At 37.3% G+C, this 20,445-nt stretch carries 20 protein-coding genes; 8 read left to right on the top strand and 12 right to left on the bottom strand.

Translation table 11 applies throughout. The annotated features are described in order from the left end of the window. Nucleotides 1-101 precede the first annotated feature (101 nt). Complete coding sequence (locus AC3ANL_RS02585) at nt 102-1,196, bottom strand: PfkB family carbohydrate kinase (RefSeq protein WP_488327725.1); 1,095 nt, start codon at nt 1,194-1,196, stop codon at nt 102-104. 233 nt (nt 1,197-1,429) lie between these two features. On the opposite strand from AC3ANL_RS02585, the gene AC3ANL_RS02580 reads away from it, so the two are divergent. The 7 genes from AC3ANL_RS02580 to rbsK all read left to right on the top strand — a co-directional run bounded on the left by AC3ANL_RS02580 (nt 1,430) and on the right by rbsK (nt 8,142). After that, nucleotides 1,430-2,371, top strand: coding sequence for a PfkB family carbohydrate kinase (locus AC3ANL_RS02580; RefSeq protein WP_488327724.1), 942 nt, complete (start codon nt 1,430-1,432; stop codon nt 2,369-2,371). A gap of 10 nt (nt 2,372-2,381) precedes the next feature. Further along, nucleotides 2,382-3,074 (top strand): phosphoribosylanthranilate isomerase, encoded by a 693-nt coding sequence (locus AC3ANL_RS02575; RefSeq protein WP_488327723.1) that lies wholly within the window; start codon nt 2,382-2,384, stop codon nt 3,072-3,074. Continuing rightward, on the top strand, nt 3,034-3,726 hold the full coding sequence (locus AC3ANL_RS02570; RefSeq protein WP_488327722.1) for a YczE/YyaS/YitT family protein: 693 nt from the start codon (nt 3,034-3,036) through the stop codon (nt 3,724-3,726). The genes AC3ANL_RS02575 and AC3ANL_RS02570 overlap by 41 nt, the downstream gene beginning before the upstream one ends. Further along, nucleotides 3,727-4,881 (top strand): iron-containing alcohol dehydrogenase, encoded by a 1,155-nt coding sequence (locus tag AC3ANL_RS02565; protein ID WP_488327721.1) that lies wholly within the window; start codon nt 3,727-3,729, stop codon nt 4,879-4,881. Between the two features lie 156 nt (nt 4,882-5,037). Next, on the top strand, nt 5,038-6,228 hold the full coding sequence (locus AC3ANL_RS02560) for a NupC/NupG family nucleoside CNT transporter (RefSeq protein ID WP_488327720.1): 1,191 nt from the start codon (nt 5,038-5,040) through the stop codon (nt 6,226-6,228). A gap of 64 nt (nt 6,229-6,292) precedes the next feature. Continuing rightward, complete coding sequence (locus AC3ANL_RS02555) at nt 6,293-7,222, top strand: nucleoside hydrolase (protein WP_488327719.1); 930 nt, start codon at nt 6,293-6,295, stop codon at nt 7,220-7,222. 38 nt (nt 7,223-7,260) lie between these two features. Next, entirely contained in the window at nt 7,261-8,142 is an 882-nt protein-coding gene (rbsK, locus tag AC3ANL_RS02550; protein WP_488327718.1) for a ribokinase, read from the top strand. A 183-nt stretch (nt 8,143-8,325) separates the two neighbouring features. Here rbsK and celB read toward each other — a convergent pair whose 3' ends face one another. The 9 genes from celB to AC3ANL_RS02505 all read right to left on the bottom strand — a co-directional run bounded on the left by celB (nt 8,326) and on the right by AC3ANL_RS02505 (nt 15,759). Continuing rightward, nucleotides 8,326-9,603, bottom strand: a complete 1,278-nt coding sequence (gene celB / locus AC3ANL_RS02545) for a PTS cellobiose transporter subunit IIC (RefSeq protein ID WP_488327717.1) — start codon at nt 9,601-9,603, stop codon at nt 8,326-8,328. 54 nt (nt 9,604-9,657) lie between these two features. Further along, nucleotides 9,658-10,746 (bottom strand): DUF871 domain-containing protein, encoded by a 1,089-nt coding sequence (locus AC3ANL_RS02540; RefSeq protein WP_488327716.1) that lies wholly within the window; start codon nt 10,744-10,746, stop codon nt 9,658-9,660. A 69-nt stretch (nt 10,747-10,815) separates the two neighbouring features. Then, nucleotides 10,816-11,139: a PTS lactose/cellobiose transporter subunit IIA gene (locus tag AC3ANL_RS02535; RefSeq protein WP_488327715.1), complete on the bottom strand. Its 324-nt coding sequence runs from the start codon at nt 11,137-11,139 to the stop codon at nt 10,816-10,818. A 44-nt stretch (nt 11,140-11,183) separates the two neighbouring features. Continuing rightward, nucleotides 11,184-11,513 (bottom strand): PTS sugar transporter subunit IIB, encoded by a 330-nt coding sequence (locus AC3ANL_RS02530; RefSeq protein WP_488327714.1) that lies wholly within the window; start codon nt 11,511-11,513, stop codon nt 11,184-11,186. 207 nt (nt 11,514-11,720) lie between these two features. Beyond that, nucleotides 11,721-13,655 carry a BglG family transcription antiterminator gene (locus AC3ANL_RS02525; RefSeq protein ID WP_488327713.1) on the bottom strand — a complete coding sequence of 645 codons (1,935 nt, stop codon included), beginning with the start codon at nt 13,653-13,655 and terminating at the stop codon, nt 11,721-11,723. A 302-nt stretch (nt 13,656-13,957) separates the two neighbouring features. After that, nucleotides 13,958-14,314, bottom strand: coding sequence for a fluoride efflux transporter FluC (locus AC3ANL_RS02520; protein WP_488327712.1), 357 nt, complete (start codon nt 14,312-14,314; stop codon nt 13,958-13,960). 1 nt (nt 14,315) lies between these two features. Further along, nucleotides 14,316-14,693: a fluoride efflux transporter CrcB gene (crcB, locus tag AC3ANL_RS02515; protein WP_488327711.1), complete on the bottom strand. Its 378-nt coding sequence runs from the start codon at nt 14,691-14,693 to the stop codon at nt 14,316-14,318. A 78-nt stretch (nt 14,694-14,771) separates the two neighbouring features. Next, nucleotides 14,772-15,239 (bottom strand): DUF2680 domain-containing protein, encoded by a 468-nt coding sequence (locus AC3ANL_RS02510; protein WP_488327710.1) that lies wholly within the window; start codon nt 15,237-15,239, stop codon nt 14,772-14,774. A gap of 136 nt (nt 15,240-15,375) precedes the next feature. Next, nucleotides 15,376-15,759 (bottom strand): PepSY domain-containing protein, encoded by a 384-nt coding sequence (locus AC3ANL_RS02505; RefSeq protein WP_488327709.1) that lies wholly within the window; start codon nt 15,757-15,759, stop codon nt 15,376-15,378. Nucleotides 15,760-16,694: 935 nt separating this feature from the next. On the opposite strand from AC3ANL_RS02505, the gene AC3ANL_RS02500 reads away from it, so the two are divergent. Beyond that, nucleotides 16,695-18,020 (top strand): cation:proton antiporter, encoded by a 1,326-nt coding sequence (locus AC3ANL_RS02500; RefSeq protein ID WP_488327708.1) that lies wholly within the window; start codon nt 16,695-16,697, stop codon nt 18,018-18,020. Between the two features lie 444 nt (nt 18,021-18,464). Here the strand turns inward: AC3ANL_RS02500 and AC3ANL_RS02495 are convergent, their stop codons facing one another. Then, nucleotides 18,465-19,235 carry a TatD family hydrolase gene (locus tag AC3ANL_RS02495; RefSeq protein WP_488327707.1) on the bottom strand — a complete coding sequence of 257 codons (771 nt, stop codon included), beginning with the start codon at nt 19,233-19,235 and terminating at the stop codon, nt 18,465-18,467. A 372-nt stretch (nt 19,236-19,607) separates the two neighbouring features. After that, nucleotides 19,608-20,432, bottom strand: coding sequence for a D-amino-acid transaminase (gene dat, locus AC3ANL_RS02490; protein ID WP_488327706.1), 825 nt, complete (start codon nt 20,430-20,432; stop codon nt 19,608-19,610). Nucleotides 20,433-20,445 lie beyond the last annotated feature (13 nt).

Raw genomic sequence — 20,445 nt, 5'->3', positions numbered from 1 at the left:
ATGTGCCAGGCACCACCCAATTTATCTCCGACAAATTTTGGGTTGTGTCGGGCATCGAAACGTGTAGTTCAGTCAAAATAATCAGCCACCCAAACACCATTTTAAAAAATAATTTCATCCATTTTTCGTTGAATAAGAGACACTGATAAGTCATTGTTTACGGAACCCTCTGTCTCCATACAATTCACAGCTGTCATATAGGCAAATTTAAGGATTTCCTCCCAATTCATTTGATTCATTAGCCCCCAAACAACCGCAGAAGTCAGTGCAGCACTTGCCCCATTTGTATTCGCCCTGCTATTAATGACTTTATTAATTTTTATTGACCTTTCTTCGTTTTTGAAAAAAAGCAGTCCCTCGTCTGAAGAAAAAACAATCACATTATTGACTCCTCTTTCCAAAAGAATGTTTATACTCTTTTCGATCGTTGTTTCCTCATCTATAAATCTTTCAACTAGTTGTTTTAATTCATCTGGGGTAATAATTAATGTATTAATATTGTGAATCCCTTTTATTAATTTATAATTTTTGTTTAATGAAACAGTCTTTACGATAATGGGAACTTTGCAATTATCATATAACCATTCAATTGTTTCCTTTGGAATATTTGTATCAATCACACAGTATTTTGAGCTATTGATTAAATCTAGTTTTTTGTTTAAAAATTCTGGAGTAATTTGATTATAGATATCCATATTATCGATACCAATTTTTCTGTGACCATTTGGTTCCACTACATATAGATAAGTCGAAGTGTGTTCACCATCTATTTGCTTACAATGTTGTATATCCATTCGATTTTCTTTCGAATCTGTAATAAAATTCTCTCCATTTACGTCATTACCGAAAACAGAAATTAAATAATTAGAGACTTCTAACTTTGTTAAATTTAATGCAATATTTCTCCCTGCCCCACCTAGTGTGAAAATGATTTTGCCAGGATTGGAGTTATGTTCAATTAACCTTTCCTTAGAAATACCTAGTATATCCATATTAATTCCACCAATGATACAAACAAAATCTGGTTCCCTTAAAACATACCCCCTCCCACTTATATATCCCTTTTTCGTAAGATTATGGATATGAGAAGCAGCACTAGCGCGTGTTATATTCAATAATTCAGCCAATTCATTTTGTGATATAAGCGGATTTTCCTTAATTAAGTTTAATATTTCACTTTCCCTTGCTGTTTTCATGTAATCACCACGGCTCTTCCTATAATGTTTATTCTAGTATATTTCAAAAACTCCATCAGTTCAATCACTAAACATTTGTTTAGATTACAAATAATTGTTGACCAAATTATCTTTCGGTTGTATGATGAAAACGTAAACAAAATAAATAAATGTTTATATTATAAATAAATGTTTATTTTACTTTATTTTTATTCTATTATGAAACCGCAAACAATTAATAGGAGGTGGATAAAATGGAAAAAGAAAAATATGTAGTAGTTGTAGGCGGCTTAAATATGGATCTTGCAGGTATTTCTGGTGAAAATTTTAAGGAACGAGATTCAAATATAGGATCGATTAAATTATCCGAGGGCGGCGTTGGGCAAAATATAGCTCAAAATTTGACCAAACTAGATGTTCCTACCTATTTAATTACCACATACGGTGATGATTACTTTGGGAAAATATTGAGTGAAGAGTGCCAGAAAAATTCTATTAGCTTGGAATATGCTCAAGAAATTCCCGGTAAAAGAAGTTCCACCTATTTATATGTAACAAATAGTGACGGAGATATGGTTGTAGGAATCAACGATATGGACATTATCAATCAAGTAACACCAGAGTTTCTAAATGACCGTATCGACTTCATAAATAATGCTGCTATTTGTGTCATTGACGGAAATATCCCAAAAGAGTCGATTGAATGGCTGGCAAATAATTGTAAGGCTCCTATTTTTGTCGATCCCGTTTCAGTGGCTAAAGTAGATCGATTTGAAAATGTATTAAATAAAATTGATACCTTTAAACCCAATGCAATTGAGGCCGAACTTTTAACCGGTATCCAAGTTATCGATGAAGATTCTGCTAAAAAGGCAGCTGATCATCTAATCAGCAAAGGTGTTAAAAATGTGTTTATATCACTGGGTTCCAACGGAATCCTCTGTACGAATCAATACGAAATGGTTATAGTTCCTATTTTAAAAACGGATGTCGTTAGCTGCAATGGTGCTGGTGATTGTACGATGGCAACGATTACATGGGCACGATATTACTTTGGTAAAAGTTTACCCCTAGCAGAAGTTGGCCAATTTACCCAAGCAGCGGCTAGCATTACCATTGAAAGTGCGCATTCTGTATCACCAGATATTACAGTAACAAACATTATTAAACGAACACAACAATCTTTAGTAAAGTGAGGAAAACATAATGATTAAACAAATTTACTCTTTAATAACATACGAGGAAAGTATTAAAACAATGGAAGCTGGAGCAGATCATATCGGCTTAGTACCAATGCAAAACGGAGGAGTACCTGCTCACCGTGTACCTTTAGATGTAGTCGATAAAATTTTTGCAGAAGCAAAAAATAGAGGCGTTAAGTCGGTTGCCATCATGCTAAACAAAGATACAAATGAAATATTGGACATCGCCCAAAAAATCCAACCCGATATTCTTCATATTGCAGGGATGGAATATACGGCTACTCCTGAATTTGCCAAGCAATTAAAGGAAGTATGTCCAAATACAGGCCTGATGCAAGCCGTTTTAATTGATGGACCGGAAGCCGTAGATCGTGCCAAACAATACGCAGAGTTCTGTGACTATTTATTAACAGATTCGGGTCTAGCTGCAGATACAGGAATTGGAGCCAGCGGCGAAACACATGATTGGTCCATTGATGCGGAAATCGTCCGCAGTGTGAATATCCCTGTTATTATTGCCGGTGGATTAGGACCAGATAATGTAGAAGAAGCAATCAAACAAATTAGACCATATGGTGTAGATTCATTAACGAAAACAAGCATTAAGTATGACGGCGGGCATATGGAAAAAGATATTGAAAAGGTAAGAGAATTTTGTGAAAGAGCAGATAAGGCAGCTCGTGAATTGGAAGTTTAATAGATCTAATTCTCCTAGAATCACACCAAAAAAACTGTTTGTATCTATCATAGGGATTGCTTTTGTTTGTATGGGCGTAGCGTTTAATAATAATACACAGTTTGGGAATGACCCGGTCGGGATGGTTTATGATGGCATTCGAACTACACTGCATTATAACCAGGCAGAATTAGGAGTCGTTTCTAATTATATAAACATCGGCTTGATTTTATTATTGCTTTTCTTTGGCAGAAGATACGTCAATATTGGTACCTTTTTATATTTAATTCCTTATGGTCTTTTCGTTTCGTTTGGCAGTCATTTTTATCAATTCCTGTTTGATAATAGTATCTATTTCCACAGGATTTTAGGAGGATTGATTGGGTGCACGCTGTACTACGTTGGTATTAGTTTATTTGTGGCCAGCAATATAGGTGTAGATCCCTTCAATGGATTAATGTTGACCCTGCGAGATAAAACCAAATGGAGCATGAGAAGATCAAAAGTAACCATGGATATATGTCTAATTGTGATTGGCTTTTTATTAAGCGGCAAATTTGGAATTATCACCATAGTAACAGCTTTAACTACAGGGCCGGCTATTCAATATTTAAGCCAACTTTTCGAAAAAAAGTTTTTCAATAAAAATAATACATTAGAGGAGGTAAGCTAGATGGATTATAAATTAATTCAAAACGTCAAAGTAAAGGTAACGGATAATTTACCTGATACGATTTTATCAATTTTAGAAGAAAAAAATTATCATAAACCATTTATCGTGATGGATTCATTTTTACGTACGGTACCCATTATTAAAAGTTTACTAGAACAACTGGAGAACCAAAATCTTGAGTATGTTATTTATGATAAAGTCGTCCCTGATCCACCAGCAGAAGTCGTCGATGAAGGCGCTCCATTATTTAGTTCGAATCAGTGCGATTGTATTATTGCGGTTGGCGGAGGCAGTTCGATTGATGTAGCCAGAGGCATTAATATTGTCAGAGTAAATGGCGGAAATATTGCTGACTATGTGGATCCGAATAAAGCAATAAAACCATGTCATGACCTGATTGCTGTTCCAACTACTTCCGGTACAGGCAGTGAATTATCCAATGCCCTGGTCGTAACGGATACACATACACAGACTAAATTAGCCGTGCTAGCTGATCAAGCTGTTAGTGAATATGCCGTTTTAAATCCGGAATTAGTCATGACCTTACCAAAAAATATGACGATTGCGACTGGCTTAGATGCGTTTGCTCATGCCGCCGAAGGTTACACGTCCAATTTATCTAGTCCGATAACAGACGCTATTTGTGAAAAAGTGATGTATTTAATTGTGAAGTATTTACCAAGAGCTGTGGAAGATGGGAATGATCGAGAAGCTAGAGAACGCATGATGGTGGCGGCGGCACTTGCAGGGTGGATGCTGAATAATGCCGGTACCCATTTAGGTCACTCGATTGCTCATATCATAGGTTCCAAATATCATATTCCTCATGGTATGGCTTGTTCCTATGCTTTACCGGGCGTTTTAGAATATATTGCTCCGGTTGAATCTAAAAAAGTAAAAGAAATCGGTTTAATTTTAGGCGCGAACTTTACGGACAACCTCACTGATTTAGAAATTGGCAATGTGACGGCACAGGCTTTGCGTCATTTTAGAGACACTATCTTAGGAATGAGTCCGTTTAGTCATTTAGAGATTAGTAAAGAAGAATTAGTGAGCAATGCAGAAAATGTAGTATCAGAAAGATTTGCCGGGAATTCACCACGTCCACTTGATATTGAAGGTGCACGTTCTCTATTAGAAAAGCTTTATGTATAAAAAGTAATGAATCAAGATCATAACGTATAACACCTATCATACTAGTAGTTTCCTTCTTCAAAAAGAGAGTTATTTTTGGAGAAGGAGATTACTAAATATCTTAAAAATAAGGTATAACGAAACTTTAAAGTCAGAAGATAGAGATGAGGAGAAAAAATGAGCATCATTAGAGGAATCATTGGCTTGGCTTTCATCTTTGGTTTAGGTTATTTAATAAGCTTTGACAAAAAAAATATTCGCTATAAACAAATTGGCATTATGGTTCTTTTACAACTAGTTATTTCATTTATTTGTTTACACACCGCGGGTGGTATCAAAGTACTAAATAGTATTTCTGTTTTTTTTAATTGGTTAATGCAGCAAGCAGCCGGCGGCGTCAATTTTGTATTTGGCGGTATAAAGCTGGAGTCTGGCGGCTTTGTCTTCTTTTTTAATGTGTTAATGCCGATTATTTTTATATCAGCTTTGGTGGGAATTTTAAATTATATCAAGGTCTTACCATTTATTATTAAATGGTTAGGAAAAGTGATCAATAAGATTACCGGAATGGGAAATCTGGAGAGTTACTTTTCTGTTTCAACCGCAATTTTAGGACAGCCTGAAGTGTTTATTACCATTAAAGATCAGATTCCTAAATTGAAAGCACAACAACTTTATACCATTTGTGCTTCGTCCATGTCAGCTGTCAGTGCAGCCATGCTGGCATCTTATATGACCATGGTTCCAGGTAAATTTGTCGTAGTTGCCGTATTTTTAAATATTTTTTCTGCCTTAATTATTTCATGTATTGTAAACCCTTACAATCCTAAAGAGGTAAGCATTGAGCCAGCGAATCTAGAGGAGAGCACAGAAAAAGAACCATTTTTCCAAATGTTAGGTACGTATATTTTAGATGGTTTTAAATTAGCGATCACGGTTGCTGCCATGTTAGTAGGTTTTATTGCCTTAGTGACTTTATTAAATAACTCATTTGATTATTTATTTCATATTACGTTTATCGATATCATGGGATGGATTTTTTCACCGATTGCTTTCTTAATCGGGATCCCTCAGGAAGATATGATTAAAGTGGGAGGTTTAATGGCCACTAAATTGATTACCAATGAATTTGTAGCAATGGGAGAGTTAGCAAAAGTAGCTGCTACGTTATCTCCTAAAGCAAATGCCATTATTTCTACCTATTTAATAAGCTTTGCCAATTTCGGGACATTAGGAATTGTTTCAGGTTCTATTAAAGCGATCGATATGAACCAAGGAAAGATTGTTGCCAAGTATTCATTAAAACTTTTAATTGGTGCTACAATGGCTTCACTTCTAACAGCATCCATTGTTGGTATGTTTTTTTAACCTATAGGAGACTCGAATTGGAATGAGATTAGTTATTTATTTTTAATATGGAGAGTGAGATAGGATGACGACTAGAAAAATTATTATGGATTGTGATCCAGGACATGATGACGCAATTGCGATTATTTTAGCTGCTGCACAACCGGAATTGGAAATTTTAGCGATTACAACTGTTTCTGGAAATGCAGAAATTGATAAAACGACAATGAATGCCTTGAAAATTTGTGATTTAGTTTCATTAACCGATGTGGTTGTTTCAAAAGGGGCTAGTGAGCCATTAATTCGCGTACGAGAAACGGCACCTAGTATTCATGGAGACTCGGGCTTAGATGGTCCGGAGATGCCTCAACCTTCCAGGAGCTGGAGTGGGGAACATGGTTCAGATACCATCATAAGACTTGTAAAAGAGTCAAAAGAGCCTGTTACCATTCTTCCAACCGGACCATTAACGAATATTGCGTTAGCTTTATCAAAAGCTCCGGAAATAAAGGACAACATTCAAGAGATTGTCCTTATGGGCGGTGGGACATTTGGGAACTGGACACCAACTGCTGAATTTAATATTTGGGCTGACCCAGAAGCAGCAAAAAAAGTTTTTGATAGCGGTATCCCGTTAGTCGTTATGGGATTAGATATCACCCATCAAGCCTTAGCAACAAAAGAAGTGATCGATCAAGTGAATAAAATTGATAACAAGGTTGCAAAAATAGTTGGTGAATTATTAGTGTTTTTTGCATCAGCATATAAAGAAACATTCGATTTTGATGCACCGCCAGTACACGATGTATTAACTGTGGCATATTGTGTTGCACCGGAATTGTTTAAGATGAAAGATGTAAATATTACAGTGGAAACAAAGGGAGAGTTTACTGCAGGAACAACCGTAGTTGATTTACTTGGGACCACAGGCAGAAAGGTTAATGCTAAGTTTGGATTAAAACTTGACGTAGAAGGTTTTTGGAAATTAATGATTGAAGCACTTAAAAAATACTAGAATCTGATAATTGAGAGCCGTTTAGTAGAGGTGATAATGTGATTACTGTAATTGGAAGCATCAATGTGGATCTAGTTGTTGAAACAAATCACGTACCAGAAAATGGAGAAACTACGTTAGGGTACTCTTTTTCAACTTTCTTTGGCGGAAAAGGAGCAAATCAAGTCGTTTCCATTGCGAGATTAGGGAAGGAAGCTCAAATGATTGGAGCATGCGGTACGGATGAATATGGCAAGATGGCCTTGACTTCATTAAAACAAGAAAACATAAATACAGATCATTTGTTTTTATATCCGGATGAAACAACAGGTATCGCTTCCATCATGGTTTCCAATGCTGATAATAGAATTATTGTCGTTCCTGGTGCGAATAATCGATTGACACCAACTGAAATAGAACTTGTTAAAAATGAGATTATTAAAAGTAAAATGGTCGTTATTCAATTAGAAATACCCTCGAACACAGTTCTTGCAGCATTAAAATTATGCAAGGATCATCACATTCCTGTTGTGTTGAACCCTGCACCCGTCGATAATTTTAAAAATGAATTTATTGATTTAGCAACATATATTACGCCAAATGAATCCGAATGTATGAGTATTTTTGGTGAAAATATTGAACAATCATTAGAACGGTATCCAAATAAATTAATTGTCACTTTAGGTGACAAAGGCGCCCGTTTTTATGACGGAAAAAATCATAAATTCATTGAAGGATTTAAAACGAATACTGTTGATACAACAGGTGCCGGAGATACTTTTAATGGTAGTCTTGCTGTTGCCTTAACAGAGGGGAAAAATATTGAGGAAGCAGTAAGATTTGCAAATGCAAGTGCTTCTTTATCAGTTGAAAAAAAGGGCGCACAAAGTGGTATGCCTTCATTAGAAATGGTTTTAAATAGGTTGAACTTGGGAATTTAACGAACGTTTTTAAGATCATAATGTGCCAAGCACCACCCTATTTTGTACTGCACCCCAAAAGTTAGAGTTGAATTCTAACTTTGGGGTGTCTCTTTATGACTAAATATAGTGAAAAATTAAAGTTAAAGTTAGTAAGAGAGTATCAAGAAGGTAAATTGGGATATAGGCTTTTAGGAAGCAATCTTAAATCGTGTTCGATAATTCAGCTGACTCCTCTTGTGATTCTTCTCTTAGCTGAGATTGATCCGTCAGTTTTACAAATGGGTAGTAAATAGCTACTGTTACAGCAAGAGTAATGATTTGAATAATGGCACCGCTGATTTTACCTCCCGTTGCCAGATACCCGCTAATGATCGGAGGCATTGTCCATGGCACTACAATACCAATCGGTTTTGCTACTAATCCCCAAGCCATGCTAAAGTAGGTAATCAGCGCTGTTGCCATTGGAGCGAGAATAAATGGAACGAGCAATTTAAAATTTAAGACAATTGGCAGTCCAAATAACGCTGGTTCATTAATATTGAAGAGTCCTGGTGCAGCCGTGAGTTTTCCCATTGCTTTATTATTTTTACTTTTTGAAAATAACCATAGGCAAATAACCAGTCCAATAGTTGCTCCTCCACCGCCGATCCAAACGAAGTTAAACATAAATTCATTTGTAACAATATGCGGCAATTCCTTTCCGGCTTGAAATGCCAGTCGATTAGCATCTGTATTTTGTAACCAGATCGGTTGAATTACCGGGTTGATGGTGTTTGCACCATGAATGCCAACAAACCAAAATATTGAATTTAGTGCAATGATCACCAACATACCCCATAAACTTCCACCAAGAACACTAAGTGGTTTCCCTAGCGTATTTGTTAATAGAGTATGAATGTTATTTATACCTGCTAGTCCTAAGAATAAATAAATTAGACCCCAAAACAAGATCACCATTAATCCTGGTACTAATGCAGCAAATGATTTCTCAACTGCTACCGGTACACCCTCCGGCATTTTTACCGTGAAATTTTTCTGGACGAAGAATCTAAAGATTTCCGCAGATGTTAATCCTACTACAATGGCTACAAACAAACCGCCACTACCAAGGTAGGAATAAGAAATTCCGGAACCCGCTTTCGAAACTAGGTCTGGCGTAACGATGACAAAACTGGATAATGCAATAATTCCGGCGGAAACACCATCAACTTCATAAAACTCAGCTAGACTATGGGCAATTCCAAAAACAGCAATAATCGCCATCAATCCAAAAGAGCCATTAACGATTTTGCTAAAAATGGATGCTAAACCGATGTCAGCCAACCAATCAGTGTAACCATTTATCGGTAAATTTCCTAAGATAAGAAATACGGATCCGATAATAATAAGGGGCATACTTAATAAAATTCCATCCCGTAATGATCGCAGGTGTCTTTGGTTACCAACTCTAGCTGCAATCGCTTCCACTTTATCTAACAACTTACTCACTCCTCTATTTTAAAGGTTTATCTGAATCATCCCGATAACATTCTTTTATGAAAGGGTAAACATAAAACTGGACCAAGGCTTTAGATAGTCTAATAGAAAGATGGATTCTTCTGTAAGATGGCCAATTACATTCCTATTTCCCTCATTTTCCATATCTTTTAGTGCAATTTGCGTTTCTCCTTTATATTGGCCAAAATGATTATTACAAATCAGAATATCTCCTTTTTTTATAGGGAGGGTCTGATTGGCCCGAATATCCTCATTATTATATTTACCACGTGTGGAAGATGATCGAATCATGTATTCAGATCGGTCGCCTCTATACTGATGAACTTCATTAAGAATGATGTTTTTTTCTAACTCTGTAATATTGGATAAGAACTCAATTTCAAATGTCGGATGGGTGTTTAGATACGCATCTGACATTGCCCTCAATTCTTCTTCTGTAGCATATGCATTTCCAATTAATAAATCATCAATCGTTCCCATTAATCGATAATGAGTAACTTGCGTATGAATGGTTAAATTTCTATGTTGTTCCAGCGTGGATAATCCTGTCTGAACCGGCCATGGTCCCAACTTGCCCTCCTGAGAGGTAACAAAAGCCCCCGTTTTGATATGATGTTGATTAAACACACTGGTTGTTTGTTCAAAATGGCGCTGGGAAATCCCTGAATACTTTTGAGGATAAAAGTTATGTGAAGCATATAAATTTTCCAGATTAGGCTGGTAGCTCATAATATTATCTATATATCTAGTACCACTGCTCATATTGACTTCAATGATTAAACCATATGGATTTTTTGTCATTTTCGCTTCCTCTGCTCCTGTAAAACCCAAATCCAGACGAATTCCTGACGCACCTAATTCTTTAAAAAAAACAAGATCATTATAACTGATATTTAACTGCTCGAATAATTCGGGATTAATATCTAAGATGGTATCCATACCAATGGAATTGCCATATTCTATTATGTTTTTAAACTTAGTAATAACTTCATCTTGATCTCCATTAATTTCTAACAAACTGGTAAAAATTCTTGTATATCCATAACTTTTGGCAAGGTCCAGATATTCCCTGTCATGTTCAAAGCTACTCTTTGCCGGATAAATCGATATGCCAATACGTTTCATATGTTTGCCTCCTGTTTCTTTCACTTGACCCTTGAAAAAACGACACTTTCTTTCAAATGGGTTTGGATCTTAAACGGGTACATTCACTTTTTTATACACATCTATTAGTTCCTTTACCAAATCCAAAAATGTAATCGCATTCATTAAATGATCTTGGGCATGAATCATTAATAGCGTAACCTCAAGTTTTTCCCCGCTAGCCTCTTGAGTTAACAAACCCGTTTGTGCATGGTGCGCTTTTACTAATTCCTCGTTTGCTTCCTCAAGCTTTTGGTCTGCCTTTTTGAAATTTCCTTCCTTGGCTGCCTGGACGGCCTCCATGGCAAAGCTTTTGGCATTCCCGCTATGCATAATCAAGCCCATGACAACTTCTAAATCTTTTGGCTCTTCCACCGAATGTTTCCCTCCCTTTTAGCTTTTTAAATTGTCCTAACCAATTATTTTTCATTGTTTTTAATTAATTCTAATGCAGTGGCTAACACTTTTTCGCCATCCATTCTGCCATAATCTTTCATATCAATGACTGCGACCGGAATATGGGTATCGGCCACTAGCTTTTCAAACTTATCTTTCATAAAACGCACTTGCGGACCAATCAATAAAACATTTACTTTTTGCTTTGCTAATAACTTGGTAGCTTCGTTAGAAGACATTGCCGTTACTTCGGCATTGATACCTTTCTCCTGTGCCGATTTTTGCATTTTAGTCATTAATAAACTTGTACTCATTCCCGCAGAACATACAAGTAGAATTTTCTTACTGTTCATTTTTCATTTCTCCTTTTACCATTATCAGGACCATTACTTACACTGCAAGTATATATTGTATACGCTTTATTTTTGAGTTGAACTATTTCCTTTGGTTAACGGAAAAAGTTACTCATTAAATGGATGACAAAAATGGATGACTTTGGAATGGTAACTAAAAGGCGGAAAGTGAAAATAAAAAGCCAATTGCATTGGTAAGCAATTAGCTCATTTACGTATTTGTCCATACATGGTTTTCATAATTTCCTCTTTGGAACTGCTTTTAACTAATTTCTGAACGATGGATTTATGTTCAATAATTTTAATTAATTGCTGATACATTTGATTTAAATTACGGGTATTATTTTTGTTAATATTTAATAAACAAACGAGTTGAACCATTTTTTGTTCATCCCACTGAATCGGTGATTTTAGCGTACATACTGTCCAAAATGTTTCATTTGTTACGGGTGTAATTGGGTGGGGGACAGCAACTAAATTGCCAAAACAAGTGGATGCCAGTTTTTCTCGTTCTAATACAAGCTCTACATAATCCTCTAAAACGAGACTTTGTTTATATAATTGTTTACACATGAATCGTATCGCCTGTTCCTTGGTATCCAATTCTTGGTGAATAAAAATTCTTGATGAATGTAAAAACTCCTGTTTGTCATTTTTAGAGGAAACTAATTTTTTCTTTATATTTGTTATATCTTCCTCTTCTAAAAAGGTATTGACTACAAGAACCGGGATACCTAAGTTTTCCTTAATAGGAATGGTGCTGATAATTAAATCAATACCTGATAAGTTATATAAGGTTAAATTATAATAACTGATTGTATCTACTATTTCGATGTCACCTTTAAATACATTTTGCAAGTGATAAAATAGAAGTTTTGCACTTCCCATACCAGAGGCGCAAACAATTAACACCCTTTTTGCTTGTTTTTGTTTTTCATTCATTCGTTCAAGTGCTGCTCCAATATGCAAGGCAATATAGGCGATTTCGTTTTCACCAGCCTCTATTTTTAAATAATCCTCTATACATTTACTTGCAACAACAGCCCCTTCAAATGCGCTTGGAAATTTCGTCTTCGTTTGGCTCAATAACGGATTTCGTATATTTAAACCGTATCTTAATCGACTCATGGCTGGCCGAAGGTGTAAGGTGATTCCTTTTATAAATTCTAAGTCACCATGGAAGTCCCAATTAAACTCTGTCCTTAATTTTTCAATCATGCATTTTACAAGATTATTTACTTCATCAAATTCTCCAAAACTGGTTAATTCCTCGTTCGTTAATAATTTTGTACCTAATAAATGGACTATAATATAATCGATTTCCGACTTTGGAAACGTTAATCCGGTTACGGACTCAACCTCTTTAATAATCTCCATAGAAACTACTTTTTCAAATGTATGTTCATTCCCTAATTGAACACCCAATGGATCACTAATAAAGCCTTCTTGAATTCTTTTACATGCAATCGTAATATGAATAGTCAAGTTTTCCAGTTCTACATCCGAAATGTTAATATGATAATCATTTACCTTTTTTATCAGGACCTCTTTTATTTTTTCAAAAAGTACGCCATCTAATAATTGAAGGGTATCACCATTCAGGCTTTTATCCCCATTTGTTCTTAAGATCAAATTTGACAAACATGATCTTTTCAAGTATTCGTCGCCTTCTACCTTTGTTCCGTAGTGAGGACGGTTCATAATTTTCAATTTGTACTTTTTTATAATTTCTCGGACTAGCTTCAGGTCTTGTTGCAGCGTTGATCTGGAAACAAACGTTTCTTCTTCCAAAGTTTCAAATTTTATAAAGTCCTGGGCCAGCAGCAATCGTTTTAATAGATATCGAACTCTGTCTTCCTGTTCCATGTAACTAGCGGATGACTGGTTATTCTCTTCAAACAATTGAGAAGGTTCATTTGAAAGAAATTCAGAATTTAATACTTTTAATTTGTAGCCTTGTCCTCGTATCGATTCAATATGAATACCTAGCATACTGCTGTAATGCTGCAACTGTTTAATTTCACTACGGACTGTTCTGTCACTAATACCTATTTCTTTAGCAATCCAATCAGCCGTTATGGGTTCGGAGGATTCTATTAGAAACTGTAAAATATCTTTTTGGCGTTTCTTTAACGATACCATTCAAATCACCCCTTCCAGCAAATACCACTATCTATACACCTGCTTCTGTTTGAATTTTTAATTATTTTTTGACTTTATTGTATCATATCGTGTCAGGCCTGCATTCCAACTTTTAGATGGGTGAGGTACACTAGTCACAGGGAGCTAGAGCTGGACGAATCTAACTCATCAAAAGTTATCTACAGAGATGAAATCTATAATTTCCAATAAAACACAAAAAAAGCAGAGAGCCCTCGCTCCCCACCATGCATTCACACTTTACCGCTTTAAACTTTAGCCGAGTGGGGGTCTGACCCCCAAATTTATCCCCAGCTATATCCCCAGAGGCAGGCCAGTAAATTTGAGGTGTACATGGCGCCTCCATAGATGAAAAGCTGAAGTGGTTTTTTTCCTTTGTAGAGTTGCAGCAGTTCAAAATTAAAGGTGGAGAAGGTGGTAAAGGAGCCGAGAAAACCAATCGTGAAGAAATTAATTTGGACATCTGTGAAATTGTTTCCACCATAAATCAGCCCGATGGCAAAAGAGCCCAACACATTTATTATGTACGTTCCGGTAGGAATCGAAATAATCGTCCATTTTGAAAAAATGTTACTTAAAAAATAGCGAAAAATGGCACCCAGAAACCCGCCAGCCCCTATGACCAGAAGTGTTTTCAACATATCATAAGCTGCCTTTCTCTATTTTCGAAGCAAAAAATTGCCCTAATTGGACAAAACAAAATCCGCCAACCATGGTTAACAGGACATACAGGATGCTATGAGCGGGACCCCATTTTAAAAAAAGCTCTAGTGTTTTAAGACTAAACGAAGAAAATGTAGTGAAGGAGCCGACAAATCCTGTTGAAAATCCAATTCTCACTACCGGAGAAAATCGCTTCGCATGCAGAGATAAAAATAATCCAATCATAAAACAACCCAGTAGATTAACGAGTAAGATCCCGGAAGATGGTGGAAGGAACGTACGAGAAATAAAATAATCGAAGAGGAATCGTCCCATCGCGCCAAGGATTCCCCCGATGCCCACAGCCATATATACCATTATCATCACTTCTTTTTAGCTAATATATTCCCGCTATTAAAAAAAATGCTAATAGTATACGATTTTTTGAATCAACTGTTAATCATTATCACTATTAAACCATTCTTCTTCCCATTCATCTTCCTCAGATTCGCTGCACCATTTATAATTTCTCTTCTGAAAAGTAAGAACATAATTTTTCAACATATTATAGCGAATTAATTTTTGATCTTGTGTTAACGCACCGGCCCAGGCATAGGTTTCTATCAAGTCAATATAATCCATATAAATACGATGATAAATTTGATCAAGCCGTTTTTTTTGCGCTACCGTATAGGGAATTTCCTTAGTGCACGTTAAATCAGAATCGATCTCGCCTTTATTCATTTTTAAAGGGTCCGCGCCCTCATCCATATCCAAATCCATCATTTCCTCTAGTTTTTCAGATGGCTGATTTTCTTCAGCTTTACTCTGTTCGGCATCAGCAATTTCTGCAGCATATGGATGCAAACACAGGATGGTATAGCAAACGAAAAAAAAGAGAATCATTACAAATTTTTTCAGCATCGAATTCCTCCTACGAGACGTAAATGAGTTTCACAAAACCATTTGCTAGGGAACGAAGCCCACCTACTAACTTTTTATCTTTCATACAAATAGGGAAAGTTGCATATCTATAGACATGCAACTTTTTCGTTATGTTTTAGTCATCCCCAGGCTCGTCATCATGGTCGTCGTGATCATCATCATGACCATCATGATCATCATCTCCATCCTCATGACCATCACGGGAAGAACCTTCCTTCTCTACTTCTAATACCTGACCAGTCTTTGCATCAATTTCTACCTCGTAAACGGCCCCAGCACTTTTTATGATGACTTCATATTGTTCCTTGCCGTCATCATTTTCTAATTTTATATTGACGACCTGACCTTTAACCTTTTTCAAAGCAATGGCTTCTGCCTGTTTTTTCGAGATGCGCGTATTTTCCGCTTCTACTTGACCTGCCTTAGCATGGCCTACATGCATATAGGCTGAAGAACCGATAGAGATAAAAAAGATCACGAACAATATTAACTTTTTCACACATAACACTCCTCTTTTTTGGGCTATTTCCGCAGTGTTTGTTGTTTTTCGAACAAATTATAGCTTTCGATTCAGACACAATTCCTTTGAAACACCTCTAGCCTGTCCGAATCTGCCATCCATTTGGACACGATTGCTTTAAAACACCTCAACTCTGTCAGAATCAGTCTCTAATAGAAAAAATAGCAACAAAGGTTACGAAAACAGCCTTTTTTAGATGATCAGCATTGAGACTCTGAAAGGCATACTGCCAATCATCGGATTTCTTTACTATCGTGCGCCAGATTTTAAAACTTATTCCTCCACTTCTATCTCAATATTTGTCCAAAAAAGTGTGACAAGCTGGGGCAGTGCCGTTCCATTTTGTACCTATTTAGCAAATAATACAGTAATTGACATATTTTTTAGGAGAGTGAGAATCTTGGGATAAAAAAAATTACCCATTTCTTCAACAAGTATTTTCGAAAAATAAACGGCGGGCAGGATCCACCATCACCTGCAAGCCATATAAAGTGGACACTAGGGATTGAGGCACCATTTTTTTTTAGTTCAAAATTCTCCATTGAAAGGAACTCCATCACCATAACAGGATCGCAAACCACCCATGATCATACATGGCCCATAAAGTATTCCATTGTAAAAATGTCCAAGCTAGGAACTTCCATTAAATACTATGACAGCGTAACTTTTTATGGCACCCATTCAGATGGGGAGTTCAATCATACCTTTACCCTTCCAAATGATACGGGATATCAGCTAGAGGTTTTTAATCATTTCAAATATCATTCAACCGGAAACATTCGGATTAACCAAGATTGATCAAATGTTCATCAATATTCAGCTTCTTTTTTATTTAATGGTAAAACTGCCCACTTCTATTGGACAACTTACACATACCCTAACAAGAGACTCACAATTTTAAGGAGGATTTATGGATGTTTAGTTTAAGTGGTGAGGAAATTAGTCATTTTTTGTTAGCAATGGGTTGTTTACTGGCAATGGCTCATTTATTGGGATACCTCGCAGAACGCATCTTTATCCCGCGTGTCATTGGGGAAGTAGCAGCTGGCCTAGTCCTGGGTCCTACTATTTTAGGACATTTTTTTCCGGAAATGTTCAATTGGATGTTTTTAGGGTTTCCCTCTGAAGGAAAGTTATTTGGACTTCTCTATCAATTGGGTTTACTGATGCTAATGTTTTGTTCAGGGCTGAAATTCCAAACACGGTTTAGTAAAGAGGATGCCAAAATCACCTCCTCATTAGTGATTGGGGCAACCATTCCTGCTTTTATCGTGGGATGGTTTGCGACAAGTATATTCAATATCACACCCTATCTAGGAACGGCAAACAATTCCCTGGCCATGAAAATTGTCATTGCCATATCTATCGCCATCACGTCCATTCCCGTGATATCGAAAATTTTCAATGATCTTGGAATTATGCATACACGGTTTGCGAAAATTGTGATTGCCTGTGCGGGTATCCATGATATTCTGCTTTGGGTAGCACTAGGATTTGCTACAGCACTTGCTAGCCAAGGAGGTACCTTTACAATTGAATCGGCACTAACAAGTGTAAGTATTTCCTTGGGCTTTATCATTGGAACTTTCGCACTTGGCTACCTGCTCTTTAAACGCTTGACCATCATTAAACAAAACCTATTATTTAGGTCGTCGAACCTGGGCTACTTTTTATTTATCATGTTCATGCTGGCCTCACTGGCGGGCAACCTACACGTAGAAACCATCTTTGGAGCATTGCTTGCCGGTATTGTGGCAAAAATGGCCTTACCTAAAGCGCTGTCAGAACGACTGGAGCAAAACGTTTCAAATATTTCCTTTTCCTGGTTTATTCCCGTCTATTTTGCAACCGTTGGATTACAGCTGGACCTAGTCAGACACTTTGATGTCCTCTTCTTTCTTGGCTATTTCTTATTTGCTACCCTAACCCAGACAATCGCCGTTTATATCACCTCTCGATTCATTAAACAAGACCGCTTTACTAGCCTTAATCTCGGTGTAGCCATCAATGACCGCGGCGGCCCCGGAATTGTTCTTTCTTCCGTTGCCTACTCTACCGGCATTATTAATCAGGAGTTGTTCGCGATTCTTGTCATGCTGGCACTCGTTACGTCCTGGATTCCCGGAACGTGGCTCCGGCTGGTTGTCTCGAAGGGTTGGCGTCTCATGCCAGGAGATGAAAATCTGGTTCCGCAGCAAAGGAATGATGATAAAATTAGATCCATTAATCTGCATAGATGAAGATATATGGAGGAAATTCACGGATTAATGTCGATTGATGGGGGACAAGATGAGACAGAAAAAAACATTATTCCCCAGAAAATGATTCACTTCTACACAAGAGCTTGAGGTATCCAAGCTCCTTTATTGTGTATATAAAAGTACTCAGTTAGGTTCCTGCTCCGATATAGAAATTCACCTTTTCCTGACTGGTCGTCTATAAGGGCGATTGACTACCAACGGGGTCCCTTTTTTTTCGGATCGGTCGTCTATACGGGCGATTGGCTACCCTCGGGGACCTCTTTTTCCCTGCTCGGTCGTCTATACGGGCGATTGGCTACCCTAGCTGCCCCTTTTTCCCCTGCTCGGTCGTCAATAAACGATCAAGCCTTATAATGGTATAAAAGAGAATAGTCATCATCATGAATCGTGATTTGGTTCCTAAGAACAACCGTCCTCATCGTTCTAAATCTTATAAAATCTTTTTGTATTCTCTAAAACTCTTTCCCAAACTTCTGTTTCAGAAAGAGTTTTTATTTTTGCAATCATCGATATGGATTGTCTCATCATATCAGGGTGAGTCATTTTCCCGGAAAAAGGACCTTCAAACGGCCAGGGACCGTCTGTTTCAATCATTAATTGCTCTAATGGGTAGGTGTGAACTAACTTCTGAATTTTTTCCTTATAGACAATCTCAGGTGTAACGGAGATAACATACCCATTTTCAATCATTCTCGTAACCGTTTTTTCATCCCCTTTAAACCAATGGAAATGTGCCTGTGTCACGGAATGCTTTTCTAAAAGCTCACAAACAACCGGCGCATCATCATAGACAGCATGCAGGACAATCGGCTTGTCCCATTTCTTTGCTAGTTCCATGAACATCTCAAGTTGTTCCAAATATTGACCGTACTGCCAGCTGGATACCTTTTGATCCTGTCTTAAATAGTACGGCAAACCCACCTCTCCAACCGCAATCATTTCCGTTCGATGGTGGAACATCCATTCCGTCAGTCGATTCAGCTCATGTTCAGTTGGCAGCCTTTGCTCCGGATGAAACCCAAAGGCAGGCTTTACCTTGTAACAGTTTCTTGCTAATTGAAGATTCCGCTTACATGATTCCAGATCAAATGAAACGGACAACAATGCTTCAATCGAGTCTGAACCCTTCAGCATCCGTTCAATTTCTTCATTTTTATATTGATCTAAATGAATATGGGCATCGATCATCTTCATCTGTTTTATCACTTCCTAAAAACATTTTACAATTTGGGAAGACTAGCTACAAATATTCGGAAGATTTTACACAACAAAAAGGCACAACCAGCTCCTACCCGCTAGTTGTACCTTTTTACGTGCAAAAAATCCCCTAAGAGAACCGTACCCGTGCTCTGTCAATCTTCGACAAAATCCGAGGCGTGACAGGCACCGGTATTAAGATTCGTTCAAGCCATTATCGGGCGGTAAACAGCAAATTGCCATTACGGAAATAAACGAGTTCATCGAAAAACTTATAACCTAACTTTCCACAAATTTAGATGGGTTTCTATTAACCGATTTACCCGTCATTTCCCCCATTTCACCCGCAAACCCTCTGACTAAGCCTGTTTAGAAAATCTGCTTGAATTGTTCCTTCAATGCCTTTGTAACTTGACCTGGCGTACCATCATTGATTTGTTTGTCGTCCACGCGAATGATTGGTGTTATTTCTAACGTTGTACTTGTAATGAAAACTTCATCAGCTTGGATCATTTCATCTGGCGTAAACTGTTTTTCTACAAATGGAATTCTAAGATGCTCTGCCAATTTTTTCACTGCCATTCTCGTAATTCCGGATAAAATATGTTTGGAGAGCGGTGTAGTGATGATCGAGGAATCTTTTACTATGTATGCATTGGAACTTGTTCCTTCGGTCACTTTACCATCTCGAACCAGAATCGCTTCTAAGTAGCCCTTTTCATGCGCCACCTGCTTGGCCAGAATGTTAGGCAGCAGGTTTAACGATTTGATGTAGCAATTTGCCCAACGCTCATCTGGATGCAAAATGACACTTGCACCTTTATCCCCAACTGGAATGCTTCGAAATGGTTTAGCAGTCATTGAAACAGATACGGGGCATTCCGGGAATAGATGATTTCTCGGTGCCATGCCTCTGGTCACTTGCACATATAGGTCGAGGTTCGTTAAACCGCTTTTTTGAACCAACTCCAACATGGAGTTTTTGAAGGCTTCACGATTAGGATCAATACCTAACTTGATAGCATCAGCGCTTTGATACAATCGATACAGATGCTCATCCATCATGAAGGGTTTTCCATCATAAATTCTAATAACCTCATAAACGCCGTCACCAAACTGATGACCTCTTTCATCGATAGGAATAACTGACTCATTTGGTTCAACAAATTTCCCATTAAAATAGGCTGATATCATTTCAAACCCCCTC

It is taken from the genome of Neobacillus sp. DHD-1R (genome assembly GCF_057747995.1).
This window is presented reverse-complemented; position numbering and strand designations above follow the sequence as displayed.